At 71.5% G+C, this 23,109-nt stretch carries 25 protein-coding genes; 4 read left to right on the plus strand and 21 right to left on the minus strand.

The window, feature by feature from the left end; translation table 11 throughout:
* Positions 1-18: 18 nt before the first annotated feature.
* From IE290_RS21690 to IE290_RS21720, 7 genes are read right to left on the minus strand one after another with little or no spacing between them, the layout of a single operon-like run.
* Positions 19-888 carry an NUDIX domain-containing protein gene (locus tag IE290_RS21690; protein WP_191246514.1) on the minus strand — a complete coding sequence of 290 codons (870 nt, stop codon included), beginning with the start codon at positions 886-888 and terminating at the stop codon, positions 19-21.
* A gap of 12 nt (positions 889-900) precedes the next feature.
* Positions 901-1,836, minus strand: coding sequence for an ROK family protein (locus IE290_RS21695; protein ID WP_191246904.1), 936 nt, complete (start codon positions 1,834-1,836; stop codon positions 901-903).
* Positions 1,837-1,850: 14 nt separating this feature from the next.
* Positions 1,851-2,171 (minus strand): hypothetical protein, encoded by a 321-nt coding sequence (locus tag IE290_RS21700; protein WP_191246905.1) that lies wholly within the window; start codon positions 2,169-2,171, stop codon positions 1,851-1,853.
* A gap of 59 nt (positions 2,172-2,230) precedes the next feature.
* Positions 2,231-3,373 (minus strand): ArsA family ATPase, encoded by a 1,143-nt coding sequence (locus tag IE290_RS21705; protein WP_191246515.1) that lies wholly within the window; start codon positions 3,371-3,373, stop codon positions 2,231-2,233.
* A gap of 13 nt (positions 3,374-3,386) precedes the next feature.
* The gene (locus IE290_RS21710) at positions 3,387-3,830 is read right to left on the minus strand and encodes an SRPBCC family protein (RefSeq protein WP_191246516.1); all 444 of its coding nucleotides are present in this window, start codon (positions 3,828-3,830) and stop codon (positions 3,387-3,389) included.
* Between the two features lie 27 nt (positions 3,831-3,857).
* A complete protein-coding gene (locus IE290_RS21715; RefSeq protein WP_191246517.1) occupies positions 3,858-4,649 on the minus strand; it encodes a metallophosphoesterase family protein in 792 nt (263 codons plus the stop codon).
* 20 nt (positions 4,650-4,669) lie between these two features.
* The gene (locus tag IE290_RS21720) at positions 4,670-5,071 is read right to left on the minus strand and encodes a polyketide cyclase / dehydrase and lipid transport (RefSeq protein ID WP_191246518.1); all 402 of its coding nucleotides are present in this window, start codon (positions 5,069-5,071) and stop codon (positions 4,670-4,672) included.
* 113 nt (positions 5,072-5,184) lie between these two features.
* Here IE290_RS21720 and IE290_RS21725 point away from each other — a divergent pair, with 113 nt between their 5' ends.
* From IE290_RS21725 to IE290_RS21735, 3 genes are read left to right on the plus strand one after another with little or no spacing between them, the layout of a single operon-like run.
* Complete coding sequence (locus IE290_RS21725; RefSeq protein WP_191246519.1) at positions 5,185-6,981, plus strand: AMP-dependent synthetase/ligase; 1,797 nt, start codon at positions 5,185-5,187, stop codon at positions 6,979-6,981.
* Between the two features lie 21 nt (positions 6,982-7,002).
* Positions 7,003-7,779, plus strand: coding sequence for an MEDS and STAS domain-containing protein (locus IE290_RS21730; RefSeq protein WP_229874645.1), 777 nt, complete (start codon positions 7,003-7,005; stop codon positions 7,777-7,779).
* Positions 7,776-8,681, plus strand: a complete 906-nt coding sequence (locus IE290_RS21735; protein WP_191246521.1) for an anti-sigma factor RsbA family regulatory protein — start codon at positions 7,776-7,778, stop codon at positions 8,679-8,681. Before IE290_RS21730 ends, IE290_RS21735 begins: the two co-directional genes overlap by 4 nt.
* A 14-nt stretch (positions 8,682-8,695) precedes the next feature.
* On the opposite strand, the gene IE290_RS21740 is transcribed toward IE290_RS21735, so the two are convergent.
* From IE290_RS21740 to IE290_RS21805, 14 genes are all read right to left on the minus strand, one after another.
* Positions 8,696-9,196 (minus strand): nuclear transport factor 2 family protein, encoded by a 501-nt coding sequence (locus tag IE290_RS21740; protein ID WP_191246522.1) that lies wholly within the window; start codon positions 9,194-9,196, stop codon positions 8,696-8,698.
* Entirely contained in the window at positions 9,193-9,669 is a 477-nt protein-coding gene (locus IE290_RS21745) for a nuclear transport factor 2 family protein (RefSeq protein ID WP_191246523.1), read from the minus strand. Before IE290_RS21745 ends, IE290_RS21740 begins: the two co-directional genes overlap by 4 nt.
* On the minus strand, positions 9,666-10,904 hold the full coding sequence (locus IE290_RS21750) for an MCE family protein (protein WP_191246524.1): 1,239 nt from the start codon (positions 10,902-10,904) through the stop codon (positions 9,666-9,668). The genes IE290_RS21745 and IE290_RS21750 overlap by 4 nt, the downstream gene beginning before the upstream one ends.
* Entirely contained in the window at positions 10,901-12,082 is a 1,182-nt protein-coding gene (locus IE290_RS21755; protein ID WP_191246525.1) for an MCE family protein, read from the minus strand. The genes IE290_RS21750 and IE290_RS21755 overlap by 4 nt, the downstream gene beginning before the upstream one ends.
* The gene (locus tag IE290_RS21760; protein ID WP_191246526.1) at positions 12,079-13,266 is read right to left on the minus strand and encodes an MCE family protein; all 1,188 of its coding nucleotides are present in this window, start codon (positions 13,264-13,266) and stop codon (positions 12,079-12,081) included. Before IE290_RS21760 ends, IE290_RS21755 begins: the two co-directional genes overlap by 4 nt.
* Positions 13,263-14,294 carry an MCE family protein gene (locus tag IE290_RS21765; protein WP_191246527.1) on the minus strand — a complete coding sequence of 344 codons (1,032 nt, stop codon included), beginning with the start codon at positions 14,292-14,294 and terminating at the stop codon, positions 13,263-13,265. The genes IE290_RS21760 and IE290_RS21765 overlap by 4 nt, the downstream gene beginning before the upstream one ends.
* Entirely contained in the window at positions 14,291-15,334 is a 1,044-nt protein-coding gene (locus tag IE290_RS21770; RefSeq protein WP_191246528.1) for an MCE family protein, read from the minus strand. The genes IE290_RS21765 and IE290_RS21770 overlap by 4 nt, the downstream gene beginning before the upstream one ends.
* Entirely contained in the window at positions 15,331-16,653 is a 1,323-nt protein-coding gene (locus IE290_RS21775) for an MCE family protein (protein ID WP_191246529.1), read from the minus strand. Before IE290_RS21775 ends, IE290_RS21770 begins: the two co-directional genes overlap by 4 nt.
* A complete protein-coding gene (locus IE290_RS21780) occupies positions 16,650-17,513 on the minus strand; it encodes an MlaE family ABC transporter permease (RefSeq protein WP_191246530.1) in 864 nt (287 codons plus the stop codon). Before IE290_RS21780 ends, IE290_RS21775 begins: the two co-directional genes overlap by 4 nt.
* On the minus strand, positions 17,513-18,307 hold the full coding sequence (locus tag IE290_RS21785; RefSeq protein WP_094007530.1) for an MlaE family ABC transporter permease: 795 nt from the start codon (positions 18,305-18,307) through the stop codon (positions 17,513-17,515). The genes IE290_RS21780 and IE290_RS21785 overlap by 1 nt, the downstream gene beginning before the upstream one ends.
* A 105-nt stretch (positions 18,308-18,412) precedes the next feature.
* Positions 18,413-19,168 carry a glucose 1-dehydrogenase gene (locus IE290_RS21790; protein WP_191246531.1) on the minus strand — a complete coding sequence of 252 codons (756 nt, stop codon included), beginning with the start codon at positions 19,166-19,168 and terminating at the stop codon, positions 18,413-18,415.
* Positions 19,168-20,682, minus strand: coding sequence for an aldehyde dehydrogenase family protein (locus tag IE290_RS21795; RefSeq protein WP_191246532.1), 1,515 nt, complete (start codon positions 20,680-20,682; stop codon positions 19,168-19,170). Before IE290_RS21795 ends, IE290_RS21790 begins: the two co-directional genes overlap by 1 nt.
* Positions 20,679-21,569, minus strand: coding sequence for a 3-oxoacyl-ACP reductase (locus IE290_RS21800; RefSeq protein ID WP_191246533.1), 891 nt, complete (start codon positions 21,567-21,569; stop codon positions 20,679-20,681). The genes IE290_RS21795 and IE290_RS21800 overlap by 4 nt, the downstream gene beginning before the upstream one ends.
* Before the next feature lie 53 nt (positions 21,570-21,622).
* Entirely contained in the window at positions 21,623-21,814 is a 192-nt protein-coding gene (locus IE290_RS21805) for a ferredoxin (RefSeq protein WP_191246534.1), read from the minus strand.
* 105 nt (positions 21,815-21,919) lie between these two features.
* Here IE290_RS21805 and IE290_RS21810 point away from each other — a divergent pair, with 105 nt between their 5' ends.
* A complete protein-coding gene (locus tag IE290_RS21810; RefSeq protein ID WP_191246535.1) occupies positions 21,920-23,101 on the plus strand; it encodes an acyl-CoA dehydrogenase family protein in 1,182 nt (393 codons plus the stop codon).
* Positions 23,102-23,109 lie beyond the last annotated feature (8 nt).

Consider the following 23,109-nt stretch of genomic DNA (forward strand, 5'->3'; position numbering starts at 1 on the left):
TCGCGGTTCCGCCGGGTGCTAGTCCGCCACCAGGTTCAGCAGCTTCGCCGGGCCCAGCACGTTCGCGCCCTCCGCCTCGACTCTGGAGCGCAGCTCGCGGTCGGCCGTCACCACCACCACGTGGTCCCGCGGCCGGGCGTCCCGCGCCTTGCGGACGCTCTCCACGATCTGCGAATCACCGTCGCGGGGCGCGGCGATCACCTCGACGTCGTCGGCCGGGGGCACGTCCCGCGCCTGGCCCTCGACGATCATCTGCACCCGCGGCCACCACGACCACTCCGCCCCGCCGAGCCCCACGTCCGCGCTGCGCACACCCTCGCGGACCAGCCCGGACAGCCGGTCCCGCAACCGCTCCGCCGCACCGGCCCGGTCCCGCCACCAGCCGTCCGGCCGGGACCCGACCACGTTGGCCGCGTCGACCACCAGCACCAGTTCGCGCCCCAGCTGCGCGTGCAGCGCCGGCCACGCGGCGGCGAAGTCGTCGTGCAGCGGGAACGACCCGACCTCCTCCGGCGGCACCCACCGCAGCTCGGCGCTCTCCTCGTTGACCACCCGCTCCCGCACCGGGTGCCGGGTGTTCGCGAGCACCGTCGTGTAGCTCCAGCCGCCGTGGTCGGCCACCGACTCCGCGGTGGGCCGGACCGCGCCGACCGGCACCGCGGCCTCCTCCTCGGCCTCCCGGGTCGCCGCCTCGCGCGCCGACTCGTGGCCGCGCCGCGCACCACCGGGCAGCGCCCACGTCTCGCCGTGGTGGGTCCACCAGGCCCGGTGCTGCAGCAACACGCCCCGCTCGGGATCGGTCAGCAGCAGCCCGGCGGCGCCGAACAGGCCCCAGTGCCGATGGCCGCGTTCGCAGTACACGAAGCCGTCGCCGTCATCAGGGGTCATCGTTCCAGCTTGTCACACCGCGCGGGCTTCGAGCGCGAGCGCGGCGGCCCCCACCAGGGCGGCGTCGTCGCCCAGCTGCGCGGTGCGGATGCGCGCCAGCGGCCGGTGCCTGCCGCCGGTGATCGCGGCCGCGTAGTGCTCCCGCGCTTCGTCGAGGAACAGCGGCGCCGACTCCGACACGCCGCCGGCGATCACCACGATCTCCGGGTCGAACACGTCCGCGACCAGCGCGAGCCCCTCGCCGAGCCACTTCGCCAGCTCGGCCACCGCCCGCTGCGCGATCGGGTCGCCGTCGCGCGCCGCACCCGCCACGCGGCGCCCGGTCAGCGCGCCCGGGTCCAGCGCGATGTCCCGGGACAGGATCGTCGAGGTGCCCGGGTACCGGGCCAGCAGCTCGATCGCGGTCGCGGCCAGCGCCGTCCCGCTGCAGTACCGCTCCCAGCAGCCGTACTTGCCGCACGGGCACGCCCGGCCGTCCGGCACGACCGTCAAGTGCCCCAGCTCCGGCGCGACCCCGTTCGCGCCGCGGTACAGCTCGCCGTCCAGCAGCAGTCCCGCGCCGATCCCGGTGCCGATCGCCACCAGCGCGGCCACCTTCGCGCCGCGGGCCGCGCCGAAGCGGTGCTCCCCGACCGCGGCGGCGTTGGCGTCGTGCTCCAGCGTCACCGGCAGCCCGACGCGCTTGGCGATCCGGTCCGCCACCGGCGCGTTCCGCCACGCCAGGTGCGGCGCGAACATCACCGTGCGGCGGTCGTTGGCGATGAACCCGGCGACCGCGAGCCCGACCCCCACCACGTCCTCGTGCCGGTTGCGCAGCTCGTCGATCACGCCGGTGATCGCGTCCTCCAGCGCCTCCTCGCCACTCGGCGTGCCCGCCCGCGCGGTGTCCAGGATCGAGCCGTGCTCGTCCACCACGCCGGCGCGGACACTCGTGCCGCCGACGTCCAGGCCGATGGCGCGCACTAGCCGTCCCGCCACTGGACCGGGATGCGCTGCACCCGGCCGGACTCCGGCCGCGGCCGCGGCGGCGGCTGGAAGCCGGGCATGTGCACGCCCTCCTGCGGCTCCCACCGGTCGGCCAGCACCGCCCGCAGCAACGCGATGATCTGCGCCGCCTGCTCCAGCACGCGGGCCACGAACTCGGGCTTCTCACCGCGCACCACGGCGACGATCGCGCACAGCGGACACCAGCCGCACTCGCTGCCCTGCTCCGGCGACTCGGCGGTGCCGTGCCCGGCCGCGACCACCCCGTCCAGCCATGGCGCGGCGCGTTCGACGACCATCTCGACGAGCAGCCGGATCTCCTCGGCCAGGCTCGCCGCGGACACCCCTTCCCCGGTTGTCACGAGTCCTCCCCCGGCTTGGTCAGCGAGACGACGAGACCGTCCGCATCGGACTCGGCGCCGGTGATCCGGCACGGGCGCAACGCTTCCGGCAGCGCGACCAGGCGGCGGAACCCGTCCACGGTGACCGCCAGGTCGTCGTCCACACGCGCCAGGTCCAGCTCGGCGCCGCGGTCCAGCGGCAGCGCCAGCCGAAGCCGGTACCCACCGTCCACTTCGGTCACGTGCAGCAGCGGCGCGGACTCGGAGCTGTTGCCGGTCAACGGATCCCGCTCGCCGTACAGCTCGGTGGCGATCTCCCGCAGCGCGGGCAGCCCGACCGGTTCGGCCGCCCGGTGCTCGACCCGGGCCAGCTCCCACGTCAGCTCGGCGAGCACCTCGTCCTGCTGACGACGGCGGGTGCGCATCCAGTTCGCCGCCGCACCCCGCCACACGCCGGGCGCGGGCATCAGCCGGTTCACGATCAGCCCGTCCACGCGGATGCCGCGCAGCGCGAGCGAGCTGAGCGTGCGGCGTGCCTCGGCGACCACGACCCGCTCCGGCGTCAGCACCAGCCGCACCGTGGTGACCGCCGGATCGGTCAGCAGGTCGCGCAGCGACGACACGTGCGCCGCGAGGTCGCGGACCGACCGGGCCAGACCCCGGGACCCGGTGAGCGTGAGCTGCCAGCCGAACACCTTGTCCAGGTACCCGGAAACCGCCTCGGGAAGCGCGAGCAGCCGCAGCGTCTCCGCGGTCGGCCCGCAGTCGACCACCACGACGTCCCAGCGGCCCGCCTCGGCCAGCCGCTGCACCTCGGTCAGCGCGAGCAGCTCGTCCACGCCCGGCAGGACGCTCAGCTCCTCGGCGTCCAGGGCGTCCACCCCGGCGCCGGCGAGCGCGCCCTTGAGCCGGCCACGCAGGTCCTGCCAGATGTCGTCGACCAGGCCGCGCGAGTCGACCTGCGCGCCGTGCAGCCGGGTGTCCACGTCGGACGGTTCGCGGCCAAGGCGCCGGCCGAACGCGTCGCCCAGCGAGTGCGCCGGATCGGTGGAGACCACCAGCGTCTTGTAGCCGCGCGCGGCCAGGCCCGCCGCCGTCGCCGCGGCGAGCGTCGTCTTGCCGACGCCTCCCTTGCCGGTGAACAGCAGCAGCCGCGTCATCGCCGCCCCGCCCTCAGGCGAGGTCCTCCACGCGGCGCTTGAGTTCCTTGAGCGCGGTGTCCATGACCATCTTCTCCGCCTTGCGGCGCAGCAGCCCGATCATCGGCAGCACCAGTTCGACCGAGAGGGTGTAGGTGACCCGGGTGCGGCCCTCGCCGACCGGGACCAGCTCGTAGCGGCCGTCCTGCGCCTTCTGCATCTGCCCGCGCACCAGGTGCCAGCTCACCGAGCGGCCGTCGGCGGCCCAGTCGTACTCCAGCGTGTAGACGTCCTTGATCGGGCCGGCGTCCAGGGTCAGCTTGACCTGCTTGGCGCGGCCGGTGTCGTCGGTGGCGAGCACCTCGGTCTCCCGGACCTGCTTGGCCCATTCCGGGTACGACGCGAAGTCCGCGATCACCGCCATGACCTTCTCCGGCGGCGCGTCGACCTCGATGGACTGCGTGGACTGCTCGGCCATGGCGGAGAGGTTACCGCCTGACCCGCGTCACCACCGCAGGACGTGCGGGCGCTCGGTGACCTTGAAGTGACCGACGTTACGGCATTCGGTGCGGCCGACCCGCAGCCTGGCCGACAGCGGCTGGTGCACGTGGCCGAACAGCGACCACCGCGGCTGCTCCGCGTAGACCAGCCCGCGCAGGGCCGACGAGCCCAGCTCGTGCCGCCGCGCCACCACGTCGTAGGTCAGCTCGGGCAGCGCGGGCGGCTGGTGGGTGCACAGCACGTCGATGTCGGTGAGCTTGCCGACGGCCTCGTCGAACTCCTCCTGGGTGCGCAGGAAGGGCCGCCACACCGGGTTGGACCGGCGGATCGTGGCCCCGGCGGGCAGCACCACGCCGCCGGCGAAGCCGAACCGCAGGCCGCCGATCTCGACGACCTCGCCCTCGACCAGCCGCACGTCGTCCCCGGCGAACTCCGGCCACAGGTCCGGCGAGTCGACGTTGCCGGCGATCGCGTAGGTCGGCGCGGTCATCGCCGCGAACATCGCGGAGTACTGCTCGCGGACGGCCTCCTCGACGGCGGCGGCCGGGTCGTCCAGGCTCGACCACAGGGACTTGGAGAACGCGATCGACTCCTCGCGGGTGCCCTCGCGGCGCAGCCGGGCGAACGTGGCAACCTTTTCCGGGCCGAACAGGGTGCCGAGAATGCCCTGGTCGTGCTGGTGGTAGTCGACGAAGTCGAGCAGGTCGCCGAGGACGATCAGCGCGTCCGCCCCCTCACCGGCCCGGGCCAGTGCCTCGGTGTTGCCGTGGACGTCCGAGACGACATGAACGCGCATGATCCCCCAGTTTAGCGACGCTAAGAAGTCCGCGGGGGAATCCCGGGCTCCCGCCCGTCCTCCAGGATCTCCTTCAACCCCAGCGCCACGGCCTTGGCCGCCCGCGCCCGGCGGTCGAACTCGCGGCGCAACCGGCGCGGGCTCATCTCCGCGACCGGGCTCGCGCGCAGGAAGTAGTGCAGCAGCGTGCCGTCCAGCGTGCGCTCGAGCCAGACCTCCATCGTGCCCACCAGCGCGCCGCGGACGGTCCAGCGCAGGCCCTCGTCGCCGCGGTCGGTGTAGACCTCGAGCACCAGGTCGGGCCAGTACCGCCGCCACGCGGCCGGATCGGCGAACACCGCGGCCACCGTGCCGGGCGGCACCGCGAGGAAGGTCTCGTCGACGATGTCGATGCTGGGCGGCGCACCGTTGAGCGTGCTCACGCGAGTGAGAATGTCATGCCCGTGTTACCGGGGGTCCGCCCCCTTGGTCGTAAGGTGTCACCGACGCTAAGTTGTGACTGGCGAGTAACACCCCTGAACCACGGAGGTCCACCGTGCGCGAGTACAGCGCCCCGGCAGTGCAGCCGGTTGCCGACGACGAGAACCTCGCCGACATCGTGTGGGCGAACGCCGAGCGGTTCCCCGACGCGATCAGCTTCCGGCGCCAGGTGGACGGCTCGTGGCTGGACGTCACCGCGCGCGAGTTCGCCGCCCAGGTCATCGGGGTGGCGAAGGGCCTGGTCGAGGCCGGTATCGAGCGGGGTGACCGGGTCGGGCTGATGTCCAAGACGCGGTACGAGTGGACGCTGATCGACTTCGCCATCTGGGCCGCGGGCGCGGTCACCGTCCCGATCTACGACACCTCCTCGCCCGAGCAGGTCGCCTGGATCCTGTCCGACTCCGGCGCCAAGGGCGTCTTCGTGGAAACCGGCGAGCACCTGGCCGCCGTCGACGAGGTCCGCGACCGGCTGCCCGCGCTGCGGTACACCTGGCAGATCGAGGCGGCCCGGCCCGCCGTGGACGAGCTGACCACGCTGGGCGCCGACGTCGCCGACGACACCGTGCACGAGCGTCGCCGCCTGGTGCGGGCCGGCGACCTGGCCACCATCGTCTACACCTCGGGCACCACCGGCCGCCCCAAGGGCGTGGAGCTGACCCACCGCAACCTGCTCGCCGAGATCCGGGCCGACATCAACGCCTTCCCGCAGTTGATGGAGCAGGGCAACTCGCTGCTGTGCTTCCTGCCGCTGGCGCACGTGCTGGCCCGCGCGATCGCCGTCACCGCCGTCACCGCGCGCGTCACGCTGGGCCACACCCCGGACGTCAAGAACCTGGTCGCCGACCTGGGCACCTTCCGGCCGACCTTCGTGGTGGCCGTGCCGCGCGTGTTCGAGAAGGTCTACAACGGCGCGAAGCAGAAGGCGCACTCCGAGGGCAAGGGCAAGATCTTCGACGCCGCCGAGCAGGTGGCCGTCTCCTACAGCGAGGCGCGGGACTCCGGCGGGGCGGGCCTGGCGCTGAAGGCGCAGCACTTCCTGTTCGACAAGCTGGTCTACGGCAAGCTGCGGGCCGCGCTGGGCGGCCGCTGCATCGCCGCGGTGTCCGGCGGCGCGCCGCTGGGACCCCGGCTGGCGCACTTCTTCCGCGGCATCGGCGTGCCGGTGTTCGAGGGCTACGGCCTGACCGAGACCTCCGCCGCGGCGAACGTGAACACCGAACACGCCTTCCGGGTCGGCACCGTGGGCCGCCCGGTGGCCGGCACTTCGGTGCGGATCGCCGACGACGGCGAGGTCCTGCTCAAGGGCGACGTCGTGTTCGGCGCCTACTTCAACAACGAGACCGCCACGAAGGAGGCGCTGGAGGACGGCTGGTTCCACACCGGCGACCTCGGCGAGCTCGACGACGACGGCTTCCTGAAGATCACCGGCCGCAAGAAGGAGATCATCGTGACGGCCGGCGGCAAGAACGTCGCCCCGTCCGGCCTCGAGGACACCATGCGCGCCCACCCGCTGATCAGCCAGGCCATGGTGGTCGGCGACCAGCGCCCGTTCATCGGCGCGCTGATCACGATCGACGAGGAGTTCTTCCCGGCCTGGAAGTCGCAGAACGGCAAGCCGGCCGACGCCACGGTGGCCGACCTGGCGCAGGATCCGGACCTGATCGCGGCCGTGCAGGGTGCCGTGGACGAGGCGAACAAGCAGGTCTCGCACGCCGAGGCGATCAAGAAGTTCGTCATCCTGGGCAACGACTTCACCGAGGCCGGCGGCGAGATCACGCCGAGCCTCAAGCTCAAGCGCAACGTGGTGACCAAGAACTACGCGACTTCCATCGAAGCTCTGTACCAGAAGTAACGAGACTACTACACTGTGTCAGTGCTTCACGATCACCGGTGCTGGGCCTTCGAGTCCCCCGACGAGTTCCAGGCCCGCGCGCGGGAGTTCCTGCGCGACGGGCTCGCCCGCGGTACGCAGGTCTGGTTCGTGACCCCGGGCGAACCCGTGCTCGACGGGCTGGACGAGGCGTTGGACACCGGTGCGGCGCGCGTCCTCTCGCTGGACGAAACCTACTCCGTGGGAACCGTGGTCGACCCGGACGCCCAGGCCCGCAGCTACGCCGAGGCGACCGAGGCCGCGCTGGCGGCGGGGTACACCGGCCTGCGCGTGGCGGCGGACCACACGGCGCTGGTCGCCACGCCCGAGCAGCTGGACGCGTTCGCCCGCTACGAGCACACGGTGGACCGGTACGCGGCCGCCGGGACGTTCTCCGCGATGTGCGGCTACGACCTCGGCCGGGTGGACGACGAGGTGGTGGCGAGGGTGGCCTGCCTGCACCCGGTGGGCAACGCCGATCCGGGGTTCCGGCTGTTCGGGTCGGCCTCGGCGTCCGCCGCGCTCGCCGGGGAGCTGGACCTCTACACCGAGGACCTGCTGACCGAGGCGCTGCGGCGGGCGGATCCGCGGCCGGTGGACGGACGTCTGGTGCTCGACGTGAGCGGCCTGCGGTTCGCCGACCACCGGAGCCTGACCCGGCTGGCCGAGCACGCCGAGGGTGAGGGTGCCACACTGGTGTTACGCGATCCCTCGCCGGCCGTCACCCGCCTGGTCGAAGTGCTGGGGCTGCCGTCGGTGCGGGTGGAGGGGGTCGCGTGACCGCGTTCGTGCACCCCGCGCTGTTCTACTCCTCCGACGAGGAGTACCTGGACGCGCTCGTCCCGTTCGTCACCGACGGTCTCGCGCGGCGGGAACCGGTCGCGGTGGCCGTGCCCGGCGACCGGCTGCGGGTGCTGCGCCCGGCGGTGGGCAGCGACGACGTGCTGTGGCTGGACATGAACGAGGCGGGCCGCAACCCGGGCCGGATCATCCCGACGGTGCTGCGCCGGTTCGCCGACGCGCACCCGGACCGGCACGTCCGCATCATCGGCGAGCCGATCTGGGCCGGCCGGTCGGCCACCGAGTACCCGGCGTGCGCGCAGCACGAGGCGCTGATCAACCACGCGTTCACCGGGCGGGACGTGACGATCGTGTGCCCGTACGACACGGTGGCCCTGGAGCCGGACGTGGTCGCCGACGCCAGGGCGACGCACCCGGAGGTGTGGGAGGCGTCGCGGCGGTACGTCAGCGGGGAGTACGCCCCGGACGACGTCGTGTCGCGCTACAACCAGCCGGTGCCCGCGGCGGCGCCGGTGGAGTTCGCGGTGACCCGTGACGCGGAAGTGCGGCAGGCCCGGCGCTGGGCGGCCACGCAGGCGCGACGACTCGGCCTGGACGACGACCGGCTGCCCGATCTGGAGCTGATCGTCACCGAGCTGGTGACCAACAGCCTGCGCCACGCGGGCGGCTCGTGCCGGGTCGAACTGTGGCCCGCGGAGGGCCACGTGTGCTGCGCCGTCCACGACGAGGGCTACCTGGCGGACCCCCTGGCCGGCCGACGCCCCCGCCCCCACGGCGAGCCGGGCGGCCGCGGCCTGCTGATGGTGCACCAGCTGGCCGACCTGGTGCGCACGTACACGCACCCCGGCCGGACGACGCAGTACGCGCTGCTCCGCCTGTAGCCGGAGCGCTTGCGTCACAGCGGTGTGAGGGCGGCGATCTTCCAGGCGCCGTCCACCTTGCGCGCCGTCACCGACAACGCCGCCGCGGACGAGGTCTGCTGGCCCGTCGCGGTGTTCAGCGTCTGCTGGTCCAGGAACGCCAGCGCCCGCGCCGTGTCGCCGGTCAGGTCCTGCAGGCCCAGCGACGCCACCGTCGTCGTGCGGATCAGCTTCTGCGCCACGGCCTGTTCCTGCGCCGCGGCGAACGTGTCCCGGTACTGGGCCACCGCGTCGTCGACCAGGACCGACGCCGCCGCGCGCTCGGTTCGCGCCAGGTTGCCGTAGTCGTAGGAAAACACCGCTTTCAGGGCCGCGCTGATCTGCTCCGACGCCTCGGCGGTCGCCGGCGCATCGGCCAGCGCGGCGTTCGACGTGCGCCACTGGCCGGCCTGCACCGCGGCCCACCCGGCGAACCCGCCCGCCAGCACGATCACCGCCGTGAACACCGAAACCCACGTCGCCACGCGGGGAGTCACGACGACCCCTGCACGGACGTGATCTTCCAGGTCCCGTCCGCCCGCGCCACGTCCGCCGTCAGGTGACTGCGGCCCTGCTTCGGCTCACCGCCACCGGAGGCGATCGACACGTCCAGCACCGCGATCACCCGCGCCGCGTCCCCCGTCAGCTCCGTCACGGCGATCTGCCGCAGCGACGCCGTCGCCACCAGTTTCGCCGCCGTGGCCCGGTCCGCCTGCCCCTGCCGGTCCCCGCTCAGCGACGTGCCCAGCTGCCCGCTCGTCACCGCGATCCACCGGTCCAGCGCCGCGCCCGCGTCCCGGTAGTCGATCGTGTTCAACGCGACCAGCGCGTCCCCCGCGGCCGCGACCACCGCGTCCCGGTCCCGGGCGCGCACCAGCCCGTCGTCGTGCGCCGCGCTCCACCAGCTCCACCCGAACCACGCCGCGGCCAGCACCGCGACGGCGGCCAGCGCGCCCAGCAAGCGCGTCATCCGGGCAGCCCCAGCAGCTGCCCGAGCGAACCCACGGTCCCGCTGACCAGCCCCAGCACCCCGGGCAGCTGCGTCGGCGTGGACTGCTGCGGCGCGGGCGCGGAGCTGGACGGCTTCGCCGGGTTGACCGGCTTGCCCGCGTACGGCGCGTTCTGCGCGCCCCGCACGCCCGTCGCACTGCCCGGCGGCTCCGCGCAATACGCCTGCCGGTTCGCCGGGACCTCGCGCGTGTCGTTCGCCGGGCGTTGCTGCGTGGTCTCGTAGCCCTTGGTGCACGAGTGCGGGTCGAAGAAGTTCAGCACCAGCCCGAGGTGCCCCTCGCCGTTGGACCACACCGACCGTGTGAACGCCGAGATCACCGGGTAGGCCACCAGCAACTCCTCGATCGCGTCCGTGCGCACCGAGGTGATCTGCGCGGTGGTGAGCAGGTTCGCGATCAGCACGCCGAGGTCGGTGCCGGAGGTCGCGAGGATCGTGTCCAGGTCCCGCGCGAGCCCCGGCGTGGTGTCGATGACCTTCCGCAGGTCGGGGTCGGCGCCCTTGAGCTGCTCGGCGATCGTGCGCAGCCCGGTCGCCATCGAGGTGATCGTGTCGGCCTGCCGCTGCTGGGTGTCCAGCACGGTCCGGCCGTCCGCGAGCAACCGATTGGTCTGCGGCAGGTTCTCCGTGGCCGTGGTGGTGAACGAGTTCGCCGTGTCGAGCAGTTGCTGCAGGTCGTGCCCGCTGCCGGCGAACGCGTTGTACGTCTCGTCCACGACCGTCTTCAGCGACTGGGTGTCCACACTGGACACCAGTCGGTCGAGGTTGGCCAGCACGGTGTCCGGCGACAGCGGGATGGCCGTGCGGTCGCTGGTGATCACCGACCCGTTCGCCAGGTACGGCCCGTCCTCGTGCTTGGGGCGCAGGTCGACGTACTGCTCACCGACCGCCGACCGGGTCGCCACCACGGCCTCGGTGTCGGCCGGGATCTTCTCGTCGGAGGTGATGTCCAGGTCGACCGCGACCCCTTCGCCGGTCAGGTGCAGCTTGGTCACCCGCCCGACCGCGACCCCGCGGTAGGTCACCTCGGCGCCTTCGAAGATCCCGCCCGACTCGGTCAGGTTCGCCGTCACCAGGTAGCCGCTGGTGCCGAACAACCGGCCCAGCCCGGCGTACTCGCCGCCGGCGTAGCCGACCGAGGCGAGCGCGATCAGCAGGAACGCGATCAGCTGGATCCGGTGCTTGCGCGTGATCACGGCGTCCCTCCGAGCAGGTTGCCGAGCAGATCGGACAGCCCCGGCAGCAAGCCGGTCGCCGGCTGGGTCTGGGCCGCCGTGCCCGGCTGCGGCTGCGGGATCGCCAGCGGCGGCGCGGAGGCCGGCGTGCTCGTCTGGTTGTTGCTCGGCAGCTGGATCGACGGGAACTTGCCGGAGTTGGCGATGTTCTGGAAGATCGCGTCCAGGTTGAGGTCCAGCCGCGCGGTGACGTTCGCGTAGTCGCCCTTGACCACGTCACCGGCCACGTCGGGCAGCGGGTAGGTGGGCAGGATCTTCAGCGCCTCCGGCAGGTTCGTGCCCGCTTCGGCCAGTTTGGACAGTGTGGGGGCCAGCGCCCGCAGGTCCGCCAGCAGCGACTCCCGGCTGGCGTTGATCGTGTCCACGGCCACCCCGGAGAGCCGGTCGAGGGACTGCAGCATCCCGACGAGCTGGTCCCGCTGCTGGGTCACCACGGCCATGCCGGGCGCGAGTCCGTCCAGGGCGGTGGTCAGGTTCGCGGTCTGCGCGACCAGCGTGCCGGACAGCCGGTTGAGCCCGTCGATCGCCCGGATGATCTCCGACTTCTGCCCGTCCAGCTCGGTCGCGATCCGGTCCACCCGCGCCAGCAGCGCCCGGATCTCCGCCTCGTTGCCGGTGAGCGCGTGGTTCAGCTCGCGGGTGATGTCGGCCAGCTGGTTCACGCCGCCGCCGTTGAGCAGCAGCGACAGCGCGCCCAGCACCTCCTCCACCTCGGGGTTGCGGTTGGTGCGGGTCAGCGGGATCACCGAGCCCTCGCGCAGCGTCCCGGCGGCCGGTTCCCCGGCCGGCTCGGCGAGCTGCACGAACTTCTCCCCCAGCAGGCTCGACTGGCGCAGCTGGGCGAAGGAGTTCTCCGGCATCTTCAGGTCGCCGTTGAGGCTCATGGTGACGATCGCCGACTTCGTGTCCGGCGCCAGCGTGATGGTGTCGACCCGGCCGATCGGCACGTCGTTGACCTTCACCGCGGCTTGCGGCACCAGGTCGAGCACGTCGGCGAACTGGGCGGTGATCCGGTACGGGTGGTCGCCGAGGTCCGCCCCGCCCGGCAGCGGCGTGTTGTACAGCCCGGAGAAGCCGGCCGTCCCGCAGCCGGCCACAAGCAGCAGCACCCCGCACAGCACCCCGGTCAGCCGCCTCATGATCCGGCCTCCGGGATGTCGACCAGCGGCAGCAGGGGCAGCGGCGGGAGCTTGCCGCTGTTGATGTCGGCCAGCAGCTGCGGGATCGACGGCACCTTCGCGATGCCCTCGACCACCGGGGCGATCGCTTCGCACGCGTCGCTGACCGTAGTCGGCAGCCCGACCGGCGTGGAGGCCTTGATCAGCCGGCACAGCGTGGTGATCAGCGGGTTGGTGAACTCGTTGGCGTTGTAGCGGATCGCGATGCTGCCCGAGGCCGCGTCGTAGGAGTTGATGAAGTTCGTCATGCCGGTCGGGCCGACGTCGAGCACCTCGGCGAGCGCGGCCCGCTGGTCCACCAGCACCTGGGTGATGCCCGCCAGCTTGTCCACATTGGACGTCAGCAGGTCCTTGTTCTCGGCCACGAAGCTCTGCACGTCGCCGAGCGACGAGCCGAGCGCGGCCAGCGCGGCGCTGACGTCGCCGGAGTCTTCGGCGAGGAAACCGGTGACGTTCCCCAGCCGCTGGTAGAACTCGTTGAGCTGCGCGTCGCTGTCCGCGAGCGCGGTGGTGAACGACTGCAGGTTCCGCACGGTGGCGAACAGGTCGTCCTTGGAGTTGTCCAGCGTGCGCGACAGGTTCGCCAGCTCGGTGACCGTGCTGTTGAGGTTGAGCCCGTTGCCCTCGAGGTTGGCGGCGGCGGTGTTCAGCAGATCGGACAGCGCCCCGTTGGCGTTGGCGCCGTTGGGTCCCAGGCTGGTGGAGAGCTTGTCGAGCGTGCCGTAGAGGTCGTCCAGCTCCATCGGCGTCGCGGTGCGCTCCTGCGGGATCACGGTGCCCGACGCCATCACCGGACCGGTGTCGTAGGCCGGGGTGAGCTGCACGTACCGGTCGCTGACCAGGCTCGGCGCGACCACCACGGCACCGGCGTCGGCCGGGATCCGCACGTCGTCGTCGACCCGCATGTCCACGCGCACCACGGCGCCTTCCGGGGTGACCCCGGTGATCTCCCCGACCTGCACGCCGAGCACCCGCACCGACGATCCGGCGTAGAGGCCGACGGTCTTGTCGAACAGCGCGGAGATCCGCGTGCCGCCGGTGTCCCGGAACACCAGGAACAACCCGGCCGTCACCAGCAGCGCGACCACGCACCCGGTCGCGACCCAGCGGTAGGCGCCGCGCGAGGCACGGCTGTCGAGCGTCATCCGCCCCCCAATCCCTGGTCCGGCGCGGCGAGCGGCGGCGTACAGCCCTCGGGGTTGATGGACAGTCCGCCCGCCTTGATCACCGGCGGCAGCAGCCCGCAGATGTAGCCCTCGAACCAACGGCCGTTGCCGGTCGCGTTCGCGCCGACGCGGGTGAACGGCGCGAGCAGCTCGAGGCTGCGGTTCAGGTTGTCCTGGTTGTTCTGCAGGATCGTGGTGACCTCGCCGAGCCGTTCCAGCGTCGGCCGCAGCTGCGCGCGGTTGTCGGCGACCAGGCCGGACAGCTGGGCCGCGAGCTGCTGGGTGCCGGTGAGCAGCGCCTTGATCGCGTCCCGGCGCCGCTGCAGCTCGCCGAGCAGCAGGTTGCCGTCGTTGATGATCGCGGTGAGCTGGGCGTTGCGGTCGGCCAGGGTCCGCGACACCTGGCTGGTGTTCGCCAGCAGGTTCGCCAGTTCCTGGTCGCGGGAGGACACCGTGCGCGACAACGCGGACAGACCGGACAGCGTGTCGCGCAACGGCTGCGGCGTGTCCTTGAGCGCGTCGGCGACCGCGTCGAAACTCCGCGCGAGCTGGTTCGTGTCGATCTGCCCGACCGTCGTGGACAGCTGCTGGAAGGCGTCCTGCAGCTGGAACGGCGTGGTGGTCCGCTCGACCGGGATCGGCTCGTCCGGGTCCAGCGCGCCCTCACCCTTGGGTTTGAGCGCCAGGTACTTCTCGCCCAGCAGCGTCTTGATCTCGATCGACGCCGTCGACTCGTTCCCGACCCGGGTGTTCTCCACCTTGAACTTGACCAGCACCTTCTTCCCGGCCAGCGACACGTCGGTGACCTGGCCGACCTTCACGCCGGCCACCTGCACCTCGTTGTCCGGCGCGAGGCCCGCGGACTCGGCGAAGTAGGCCTGGTAGGTGGTGCCGGTGCCGAGCAGCGGCAGCTCGTCGGAGAAGTAGGACACCAGCGTCACCAGCACGACGAGCACGAGCGTCACCGCGCCGACGGCGGCCTGGTTGCGGTCCTTGAGCGCCTTCATGACGTCTGGCACCTCTCCGGAAGCTCGGTCGCCGGAAGGGGGAGCAGCGGCAGCGTGATGTTCAGCGAGGTCACGCCGATCGTCCCGGTCAGGCCGCAGAGGTAGTAGTTGTACCAGCCGCCGTAGCTCAGGGTCCGGGTGAACTTCTCCAGGTTGCCGGGCAGTTTCTTCAGCAGCTCGTCGATCAGCTGCCCGGAGTCGGCCAGGGTGCCGGACAGCGTGCCGAGCGCGGCGATGTCCTGCTGCACCGGCGGGCGGGCGTCGGCGAGCAGCCCGGCGGTGGCGTCGGTGAGGTCGCCCAGCGCGGACACCGCGTCGCCGATCGGGCCGCGCTGCTGCGCCAGCCCGGTGACCAGCTGCTGGGTTTGGTCGATCAGGTTGGACAGCTGTGGGCCGCGGTCGTTCACCGTCGTCAGGACGGTGTTGAGGTTGCCGATGACCTGGCCGATCACCTGGTCGCGGTCGGCGATGGTCTGGGTGAGCGACGCGGTGTGCGACAGCAGGCTCTCGATCGTGCCGCCCTCGCCCTGGAACACCTGGATGATCTCGTAGGAGAGCTGGTTGACCTGCTGCGGGTCGAGCGCGGCGAACAGCGGCTTGAACCCGTTGAACAGCACGGTGAGGTTGAGCGCGGGCTGGGTGCGCTCCGGCGGGATCATGCCGCCGGCCGCGAGCTGGTCGTCGCCGGGGACGTTGGTGCCCAGCGACAGGTACCGCTGCCCGACCAGGTTGCGGTACTTGACGGTGGCGGTGACCGAGCCGGGCAGGCGGTAGGCCGACTGGACGGTGAAGTGCACGTCGGCGTAGCTGGTGTCGCCGTCCTGCTCGACGGTGATGCTGTCCACCTGCCCGACCTTCACGCCGACGATCCGCACGTCGTCGCCCTCGTGCAGCCCGGAGGCGTCGGTGAAGCGCGCGGTGTAGGTGGAGGTGACGCCGAAGTTGGTGTTGGCGATGGTCGCGCCGAGGATCCCGGTCAGCAGCACGGTGACGGCCGCGAAGATCGCGATCTTGATCAGCGACGGCAGGAACCGGTTCACTGGACCTCCACCTCCGCCCCGCGGTAGAGCGGCCCGGCGAGCAGGCTCGCCCACCCCGGCACGTCCTGCGGCGCGGCCGGCGACACCAGCGCGGCGATCAGGTCCTGCTCGGCGGGCGAGTTCGCCACCGATCCCGTGGTGGAGGAACCGCCCGCGATGATCCCGTTGCTGGGCAGCGGAACGCTCGCGCCCGGCCCGGCCGGCGGGTGCGTCGAGCCGTCCTGGATCGGCCCGCCCGGCGGGTACTGCGGCCAGCGGCCCGGCGGCAGCACCATCGGGTAGCAGCGCGGGCCGCGCTTGTCGAGGTAGGCCGGTTCGTCCTTGCCCGGCTCGTACTTCGTGCGGTCGGCGATGAACCGGATCGTCACGTGGTTCATCTTGTCCGTGCCGGCGCCGAAGGCCTGGTACGCGCGCGGGACCGCCTCGGCCAGCTGCTGCAGCAGGCACGGGTACTCCGGCGCGTACTTCGCCAGTACCTCCAAAGTGGACTGCGAGGTGACCGTGAGGTTGATCAGGTTGGCCTGGTTGACGCGCAGGAAGCTGTCCAGGTTGTCGCTCGCGGTGGTCACCGACGCCCACACCTGCGCCAGCGTCTGCTGCTTGTCGACCAGCGTCTTCGTGGTGGTGGTCAGGTCGGCCAGCGCCTGCAGGAAGTCCGGCGCGGCGCGGTCGTAGGTGTCCGCGACGTTGGCCAGCCCGGTGATGTCGGCCTTGATGTCGGGCAGCGACGGGTTCAGCCCGGCCAGGTACTCGGACAGGTTCACCAGCGTGGCGCCGAGCTGCTGGCCGCGGCCGTCGAGCGCGGTGGACACCGCGCTGAGCGTGCTGGCGAGCTTCTGCGGCTGGACGGCCTGCAGCAGCGGCATGACGTTGTTGAGCACCTGTTCGAGCTCGATCGCCGAGCTGCTGCGGTCCTGCGGGATGACGTCCCCGGCCGCGATGTGCCGCGCCGACGGGTCGGCCGGGAGCTGCAGCGCCACGTAGCGTTCGCCGAACAGGGTCTTGGGCAGCAGCCGCGCCGACACGTTTTCCGGGATCAGGTTCAGCTGGCCCGGGTCCAGCGCGAGCTCCAGCACGGCGTGGTCGCCGAGCGCGTCGATCGAGCGCACCTCGCCGACCACGACGCCGCGGATCTTGACGTCGGAGCCCTTGCGCAGCTGGTTGCCGACGTGGTCGGTCTCCAGGCGCACCATCGCGACCGGGGTGAACTCCTTGTTGTAGGCGGCCACCGTGGTGGCGAAGAACAGCCCGCACACGACGAGGAACACCAGGCCGAGCACCTGGTACCAGAGTCGCCGCAGCAGCACTGCCCGTCTCATCCCGCGATCCTCACCGTCGTGGTCGCGCCCCAGACCGCCAGGCTGAGGAAGAAGTCGAGCACCGAGATCAGCACGATCGAGGTCCGCACCGCGCGGCCCACCGCGACCCCGACGCCGGCCGGCCCGCCGCTGGCGGTGTAGCCGTAGTAGCAGTGCGACAGGATCACCAGCACGCTGAACACGATCACCTTGCCGAACGACCACAGCACGTCCTCGGGCGGCAGGAACAGCCCGAAGTAGTGGTCGTAGGTGCCGGCGGACTGGCCGTAGAGCCACACCGTGACCTGCCGGGAGGCCAGGTAGGACGACAGCAGGCCGACCGCGTACAGCGGGATCACCGCGCCGAGCCCGGCCAGCACGCGCGTGGTGACCAGGTACGGCAGGCTGGGCACCGCCATCACCTCGAGCGCGTCGATCTCCTCGGAGATCCGCATCGCGCCGAGCTGGGCGGTGAACCCGCAGCCGACAGTCGCCGACAACGCGAGCCCCGCGGCCAGCGGCGCCACCTCACGGGTGTTGAAGTAGGCCGAGATGAACCCGGTGAGCGCGGCGGTGCCGAGCTGGTTGAGCGCGGCGTAGCCCTGCAGGCCGACGATGAGACCGGTGAACAGGGTCATGCCGATCATCACGCCGAGTGTCCCGCCGATCACCGCCAGACCGCCGGTGCCGAAACAGACCTCGGTCAGCAGCCGCAGCGTTTCCCTGCGGTAGCGGCGAAGCGTGCGCGGCGCCCAGGCGAGCGCGCGGACGTAGAACGAGAGCTGGCTGCCCAGCCCTTCCAGGACCGCACCCGGGCGCGCGATCATCTCGAGTGTCCGGTCGGACACCCCCGGCTGGCGTTCCAGTGTCTCCGCGGTCATCACAGCGCCTTCGGCGGAACGATCCGCAGGTAGATGGCGGTCAGCACGACGTTGATGAGGAACAGCAGCAGGAACGTGATGACCACGGCCTGGTTCACCGCGTCGCCGACGCCCTTCGGCCCGCCGGCCGGGTTGAGCCCGCGGTAGGCGGCCACCACCCCGGCGACGAACCCGTACAGCACCGCCTTGATCTCGCTGACGTAGAGGTCGGGCAGCTGCGCCAGCGCGTTGAAGCTGGCCAGGTACGCGCCCGGGGTGCCGCCCTGCATGACGACGTTGAAGAAGTAGCCGCCCAGCACGCCGACCACGCTGACCAGGCCGTTGAGCAGCACGGACACCACCATCGCGGCGAGCACGCGCGGCACGATGAGGCGCTGGATCGGGTTGACCCCGAGCACCTCCATCGCGTCGATCTCTTCGCGGATCTTGCGCGCCCCGATATCAGCACAGACGGCACTGCCACCGGCGCCCGCGACGAGCAGGGCGGTGATCAGCGGGGCGGCCTGCTGCACGATCGCCAGCGCGCTGGCCGCGCCGGTGAACGACTGCGCGCCGATCTGCTGCGTCAGCGAGCCCAGCTGCAGCGCGATCACCGCGCCGAACGGGATCGCGACGAGCGCGGTCGGCAGGATCGTCACGCTCGCGAAGAACCAGCACTGCAGGATCCACTCGCGGAACTGGAAGGGCCTGCGCGGGATCGCCCGCAGCACCTCCCAGGCCAGTGTGGACAGGCGGCCGACCTGGGTGAGCGCGGCGGTGCCCGGTATCGTGAGCGTTCCCGTGCGTGACCCCATCACACCTCCGCGACCCCAGCCTCGTTGCTCTGAGTCTTACTCCCTTGCGGGAAACCGCTTTGCGTTAGCGGTGTTTACTCCGTATTCCCGTGAAGTCGATCACTCCTAAATCTTCAGAGCATGGGTAGCCGTGGCCCCGCCGTCGGCGACGAACTCGGCGCCGGTGCAGTAGGAACTCTCGTCGCTGGCCAGGAACACCGCGAGGTGCGCGATCTCCTCCGGCTTGCCGACCCGGCCCAGCGCGACCTTCTTGCCGACCCAGGACGTGTCGATCTCGGCTCCGCCCGCGGCGTCGGACACCATCTTGGTGTCGATCATGCCGGGATGGACCGAATTGACCCGGATCCCCTTGCTCCCCAGTTCCAGCGCGGCCACCTTCGTCATCCCGCGGATCGCGAACTTGCTCGCGGTGTAGGCGACGAGGAACGGCATGCCGGCCAGACCCTCCACAGAGGACACGTTGATGATCGAGCCGCCACCGGCCCGCGTCATCGGTTCAACGACCGAGCGCATCCCGAGAAACGCCCCGATCTGGTTGATCCCGATGACCCGTTCGTAATCGGCCAGTGACGTGTGCGCCAGCTCCGAGAAGTGCAGAATTCCGGCGTTGTTCACCAGCACGGTGAGCCCGCCGAACTCGTCCTCGGCGCGCTGCACGGCGGCGGCCCAGTCGTCCTCGCGCGAGACGTCCAGGTGCTGGTAGACCGCGCCGATCTCCTCGGCGAGGGCTTTGCCGTCGTCGTCGGCGACGTCGGCGACCATCACCTTCGCGCCCTCCTGTGTGAAGCGCCGGGCCGCGGCCGCGCCCTGTCCCCGGGCCGCGCCGGTGATCAGCGCGGCCTTCCCGTCGAGGCGTCCCATCACATCATCTCGTCGGTCAGCGGCAGGTACACCGACTTCAGCTCGGTGTAGGCCTCGATGGAGGACTTGCCGCCCTCGCGGCCCAGCCCGGACTGCTTGAACCCGCCGAAGGGCAGGTGCGGCTCGATCTGGAAGCCGTTGATGCCGATCGTGCCGGCCCGCAGCTTGCGGGACACCCGGAAGGCGCGCTGGACGTCGGCGGTGAACAAGCCCGCGCCGAGGCCGTACTCGGTGTCGTTGGCCAGCCGCACGGCCTCGTCCTCGTCGGTGAACGGGACGACCGCGAGCACCGGGCCGAAGATCTCCTCCTGCGCGATGGTGGCGTGGTTGTCCACGTCGGCGAAGATGGTCGGGGCGACGAAGTTGCCGCCCGCGAGGTCGCCGCCGAGCCGTTCGCCACCCGTGACCAGACGCGCGCCCTCGGCCTTGCCCTTCTCGATGTAGCCGAGCACGCGGGCCAGTTGCTTCTCGTTGATCAGCGGGCTGCCCATCACGCCCGGGTCGAACGGGTCGCCGTAGGTCATCGCCTGCGCCATGCCCTGCGCGGCGCCGAGGAACTCGTCGTAGACGTCGCGGTGCACCAGGGCGCGGGTGTTGGCGACGCACGCCTGCCCGGACAGTCCCATGGTGACCGCGCCGACGACGGTGGCGGCGGCCAGCGCGACGTTGGGCGCGTCGGCGAACACCAGCGCCGGGCTCTTGCCGCCGAGTTCGAGCGAGACCCGCTTGAGCGTGCTCGCGGAGGCCTCGACGATGTGCTTGCCCACCGCGCGGCTGCCGGTGAAGCTGACCTTGTCCACGCCGGGGTGGGTGATCAGCGCTTCGCCGACCGGGTCGCCGGGGCCGGTGACGACGTTGAGCGTGCCGGCCGGCAGCCCGGCCTCGACGAGCAGTTCGACCATGCGCAGCACGGTGAACGTGCAGTACTCCGAAGGTTTGAGCACGATGGTGCACCCGGCCGCGAGCGCCGGGGCGACCTTCTGCGCGAACAGCAGGAACGGCGCGTTCCACGGCAGGATCGCCGCCACCACGCCGATCGGCTCGCGGAAGGTCATCGCCAGGTGGTCGCCGCCCTGGTACGGCGTGAGGGTCTCGCCGCCGAGCTTGTCCACCCAGCCGGCGTGGTGGTCGAACACGTCCGCCGCGGCGCCGACCGAGGTCGCGTAGATCGTGCTGCTGAACGACAGCGGCACCGAGTTGTCCAGCGCCTGCAACGCCCGCAGCTCCTCGGCGTGCTCGCGCAGCAGGCCGGCGTAGCGGTGCAGGACCGCGACCCGGGTGCTCGCGCGGGAGTTGGACCAGGCGCCGGACTCGAAGGCCACGCGTGCCGAGGCGACCGCGGCGTCGACGTCGGCCTCGGTGGCGATGGCGAACTCGCCGATCTCCTCGCCGGTGGCCGGGTGCCGGTGGGTCCAGGATTCGCTGCCGGTGCCCGGACCCCACTGGCCGTCGAGGTAGAGCTGACCGGTCTTGAGGCCGACGGATTCGCGGTGCGGCTGCACGGTGAGTGTCATGGGAGCTCCAGGATCTCGGTGGCGGCGAACATGGTCTCGGGGTCACGGTCGGCGAAGTGCGCGCCCACGGTGGTGTCCAGCTCCTCGGCCGTCCACAGCGGACCGGTGGTGTCGAACCGCTGCTCGACCGCGGGTGGTTTGAGCAGCGCGACCATGCCGCCGTGCACCACGAACACCTGGCCGTTGATGCGCTCCGCGCGTTCCGACGCCAGGAACGCGACGAACGGGGCGACGTGGTCCACCGACAACGGGTCGACGCCGCCGTCCGGCGCGTCGCCGAAGACGTCCGCGGTCATGGCGGTGCGCGCGCGGGGGCAGATGGCGTTGGCCCGCACGCCGTAGCGCGCGGCGCCGCGGGCGGTGGCGACCGTGAGGCCCACGATCCCGGCCTTGGCGGCCGCGTAGTTGGGCTGACCGGCGGATCCAACGAGGAACGCCTCGGACGCGGTGTTGACGATCCGCGCGAACACCGGCCGCCCGGTCTCCTTCGACTGCTTGCGCCAGTGCGCGGTGGCGTTGCGGGACAACAGGAAGTGGCCCCGCAGGTGCACCCGGATCACGGTGTCCCACTCCTCGTCGGACATCGAGAACAGCATCCGGTCGCGAAGCACCCCGGCGTTGTTGACGACGATGTGCAGCCCGCCGAAGTGGTCGAGCGCGGCTTCGACGAGGGCGTCGGCGGTGGCGCGTTCGCCCACGTCCCCGGTGACGAGCAGCGCCCGGCCGCCCTCGGCCTCGATCTCGTCGACGACGGTCTTGGCGGTTTCCGCGACGTCGTTGACGACCACCGAGGCACCCGAACGGGCCAGCGCGAGCGCCTCCGCCCGGCCCAGTCCCGCCCCGGCGCCGGTCACGATCGCCACCCGCGGTTCCCTCTCACCTTCCACGACGGCCAGACTAGAATCTGTTCTCGTCTTGGACAACCCCCAGTTTCTGCCGTTTACTCGACCGTGAACAGCGCATTCTTCGGACAAGCCGCGATCGCCCGCGAAACACGTTCTACTTCAGATTCGGGCACCGTGGAGGAGATGATGCGCAACTCCTCGTCCTCGTCCAGCTCGAACACGGCGGGCGCGAACCCGATGCACACCTCGTTCGCCTCGCACAGCGACCGGTCGACGGCGACCTCCATGGCTTTCCTCCTCGGCGGCAGAGCTGATAGAAATAGAACGTGTTCTAGACTAGCGCCACGGACCGGTCTGCTTCCAGCAACGACCGGGCGGGCCGGAGGTGACGCATGCGGATCAGCTACACGCCCGACCAGGAGGAGCTGCGCGGCGAACTGCGCGACTACTTCGCCCGGCTGATGACCCCGGAGCGGCGCGAGGCGCTGGCCGGGGACGGCGGCGAGTACGGGGATGGCAAGGCATACAAGGAGATCGTGCGCGAGCTGGGCCGGGACGGGTGGCTCGCGATCGGGTGGCCGGAGGAGTACGGCGGGCAGGCCCGGCGGATGCTCGACCAGCTGGTCTTCACCGACGAGGCGGCCGTGGCCGGGGTGCCGGTGCCGTTCCTGACGGTCAACACGATCGGGCCCACGATCATGCGGTTCGGCACCCCGGACCAGAAGGCGTTCTACCTGCCCCGCATCGCCGCCGGCGAGCTGCACTTCTCGATCGGCTACTCCGAGCCGGAGGCCGGGACCGACCTGGCGTCGCTGCGCACCCGCGCGGTCCGCGACGGCGACTCCTACGTGATCACCGGCCAGAAGATGTGGACGAGCCTGATCGAGTACGCCGACTACGTGTGGCTGGCCGCACGCACCGATCCGGAGGCGAAACGGCACAAGGGGCTGAGCATCCTGGTGGTGCCGACCGACGCGCCCGGGTTTTCCTGGACCAAGGTGCGCACCGTGGCCGGGCCCGGCACGAGCGCGACCTTCTACGACGGCGTGCGGGTGCCGGTGTCCAACCGGATCGCCGACGAGAACGCCGGCTGGCCGCTGATCACCAATCAGCTGAACCACGAGCGGGTCGCGCTGACCTCGGCCGCGCCGATCATCTCCGCGCTGGACGAGGTGCGGAGGTGGGCGCGGGACACCAAGCAGCCGGACGGCAGCCGGGTCATCGACGCCGAGTGGGTCCGGATGCACCTGGCGCGCGTGCACGCCCACGCCGAGTACCTGAAGCTGCGCAACTGGCGGATCGCGTGGGCGGCCGGGTCGGACGAGCTGGGCGCGGCGGAGGCGTCGGCGACGAAGGTGTTCGGCACCGAGCTGGCGATCGAGGCGTACCGGCTGCTGATGGAGGTCGTCGGGCCGGGCGCGGTGGTGCGGTCCGGCTCCCCCGGCGCCGTGCTGCGCGGGCGGCTGGAACGGGCGCACCGCTCGGCGCTGATCCTGACCTTCGGCGGCGGCACGAACGAGATCCAGCGCGACCTGATCGCCGCGACCGCCCTGTCCCTGCCCGTGACCCGCTGAGGAGGAAC

The organism is Amycolatopsis deserti (assembly GCF_014653945.1).
Classification (GTDB): Bacteria; Actinomycetota; Actinomycetes; order Mycobacteriales; family Pseudonocardiaceae; genus Amycolatopsis_E; species Amycolatopsis_E deserti.

Bases quoted from the DNA above. Each gene is read 5' to 3' on its own strand.
- IE290_RS21690 (WP_191246514.1), bottom strand. From the start codon at position 888: ATGACCCCTGATGACGGCGACGGCTTCGTGTACTGCGAACGCGGCCAT.
- IE290_RS21700 (WP_191246905.1), bottom strand. From the start codon at position 2,171: ATGGTCGTCGAACGCGCCGCGCCATGGCTGGACGGGGTGGTCGCGGCC.
- IE290_RS21705 (WP_191246515.1), bottom strand. From the start codon at position 3,373: ATGACGCGGCTGCTGCTGTTCACCGGCAAGGGAGGCGTCGGCAAGACG.
- IE290_RS21710 (WP_191246516.1), bottom strand. From the start codon at position 3,830: ATGGCCGAGCAGTCCACGCAGTCCATCGAGGTCGACGCGCCGCCGGAG.
- IE290_RS21715 (WP_191246517.1), bottom strand. From the start codon at position 4,649: ATGCGCGTTCATGTCGTCTCGGACGTCCACGGCAACACCGAGGCACTG.
- IE290_RS21745 (WP_191246523.1), bottom strand. From the start codon at position 9,669: ATGACGCGCTTGCTGGGCGCGCTGGCCGCCGTCGCGGTGCTGGCCGCG.
- IE290_RS21755 (WP_191246525.1), bottom strand. From the start codon at position 12,082: ATGAGGCGGCTGACCGGGGTGCTGTGCGGGGTGCTGCTGCTTGTGGCC.
- IE290_RS21760 (WP_191246526.1), bottom strand. From the start codon at position 13,266: ATGACGCTCGACAGCCGTGCCTCGCGCGGCGCCTACCGCTGGGTCGCG.
- IE290_RS21765 (WP_191246527.1), bottom strand. From the start codon at position 14,294: ATGAAGGCGCTCAAGGACCGCAACCAGGCCGCCGTCGGCGCGGTGACG.
- IE290_RS21775 (WP_191246529.1), bottom strand. From the start codon at position 16,653: ATGAGACGGGCAGTGCTGCTGCGGCGACTCTGGTACCAGGTGCTCGGC.
- IE290_RS21780 (WP_191246530.1), bottom strand. From the start codon at position 17,513: ATGACCGCGGAGACACTGGAACGCCAGCCGGGGGTGTCCGACCGGACA.
- IE290_RS21785 (WP_094007530.1), bottom strand. From the start codon at position 18,307: ATGGGGTCACGCACGGGAACGCTCACGATACCGGGCACCGCCGCGCTC.
- IE290_RS21790 (WP_191246531.1), bottom strand. From the start codon at position 19,168: ATGGGACGCCTCGACGGGAAGGCCGCGCTGATCACCGGCGCGGCCCGG.
- IE290_RS21795 (WP_191246532.1), bottom strand. From the start codon at position 20,682: ATGACACTCACCGTGCAGCCGCACCGCGAATCCGTCGGCCTCAAGACC.
- IE290_RS21805 (WP_191246534.1), bottom strand. From the start codon at position 21,814: ATGGAGGTCGCCGTCGACCGGTCGCTGTGCGAGGCGAACGAGGTGTGC.
- IE290_RS21810 (WP_191246535.1), top strand. From the start codon at position 21,920: ATGCGGATCAGCTACACGCCCGACCAGGAGGAGCTGCGCGGCGAACTG.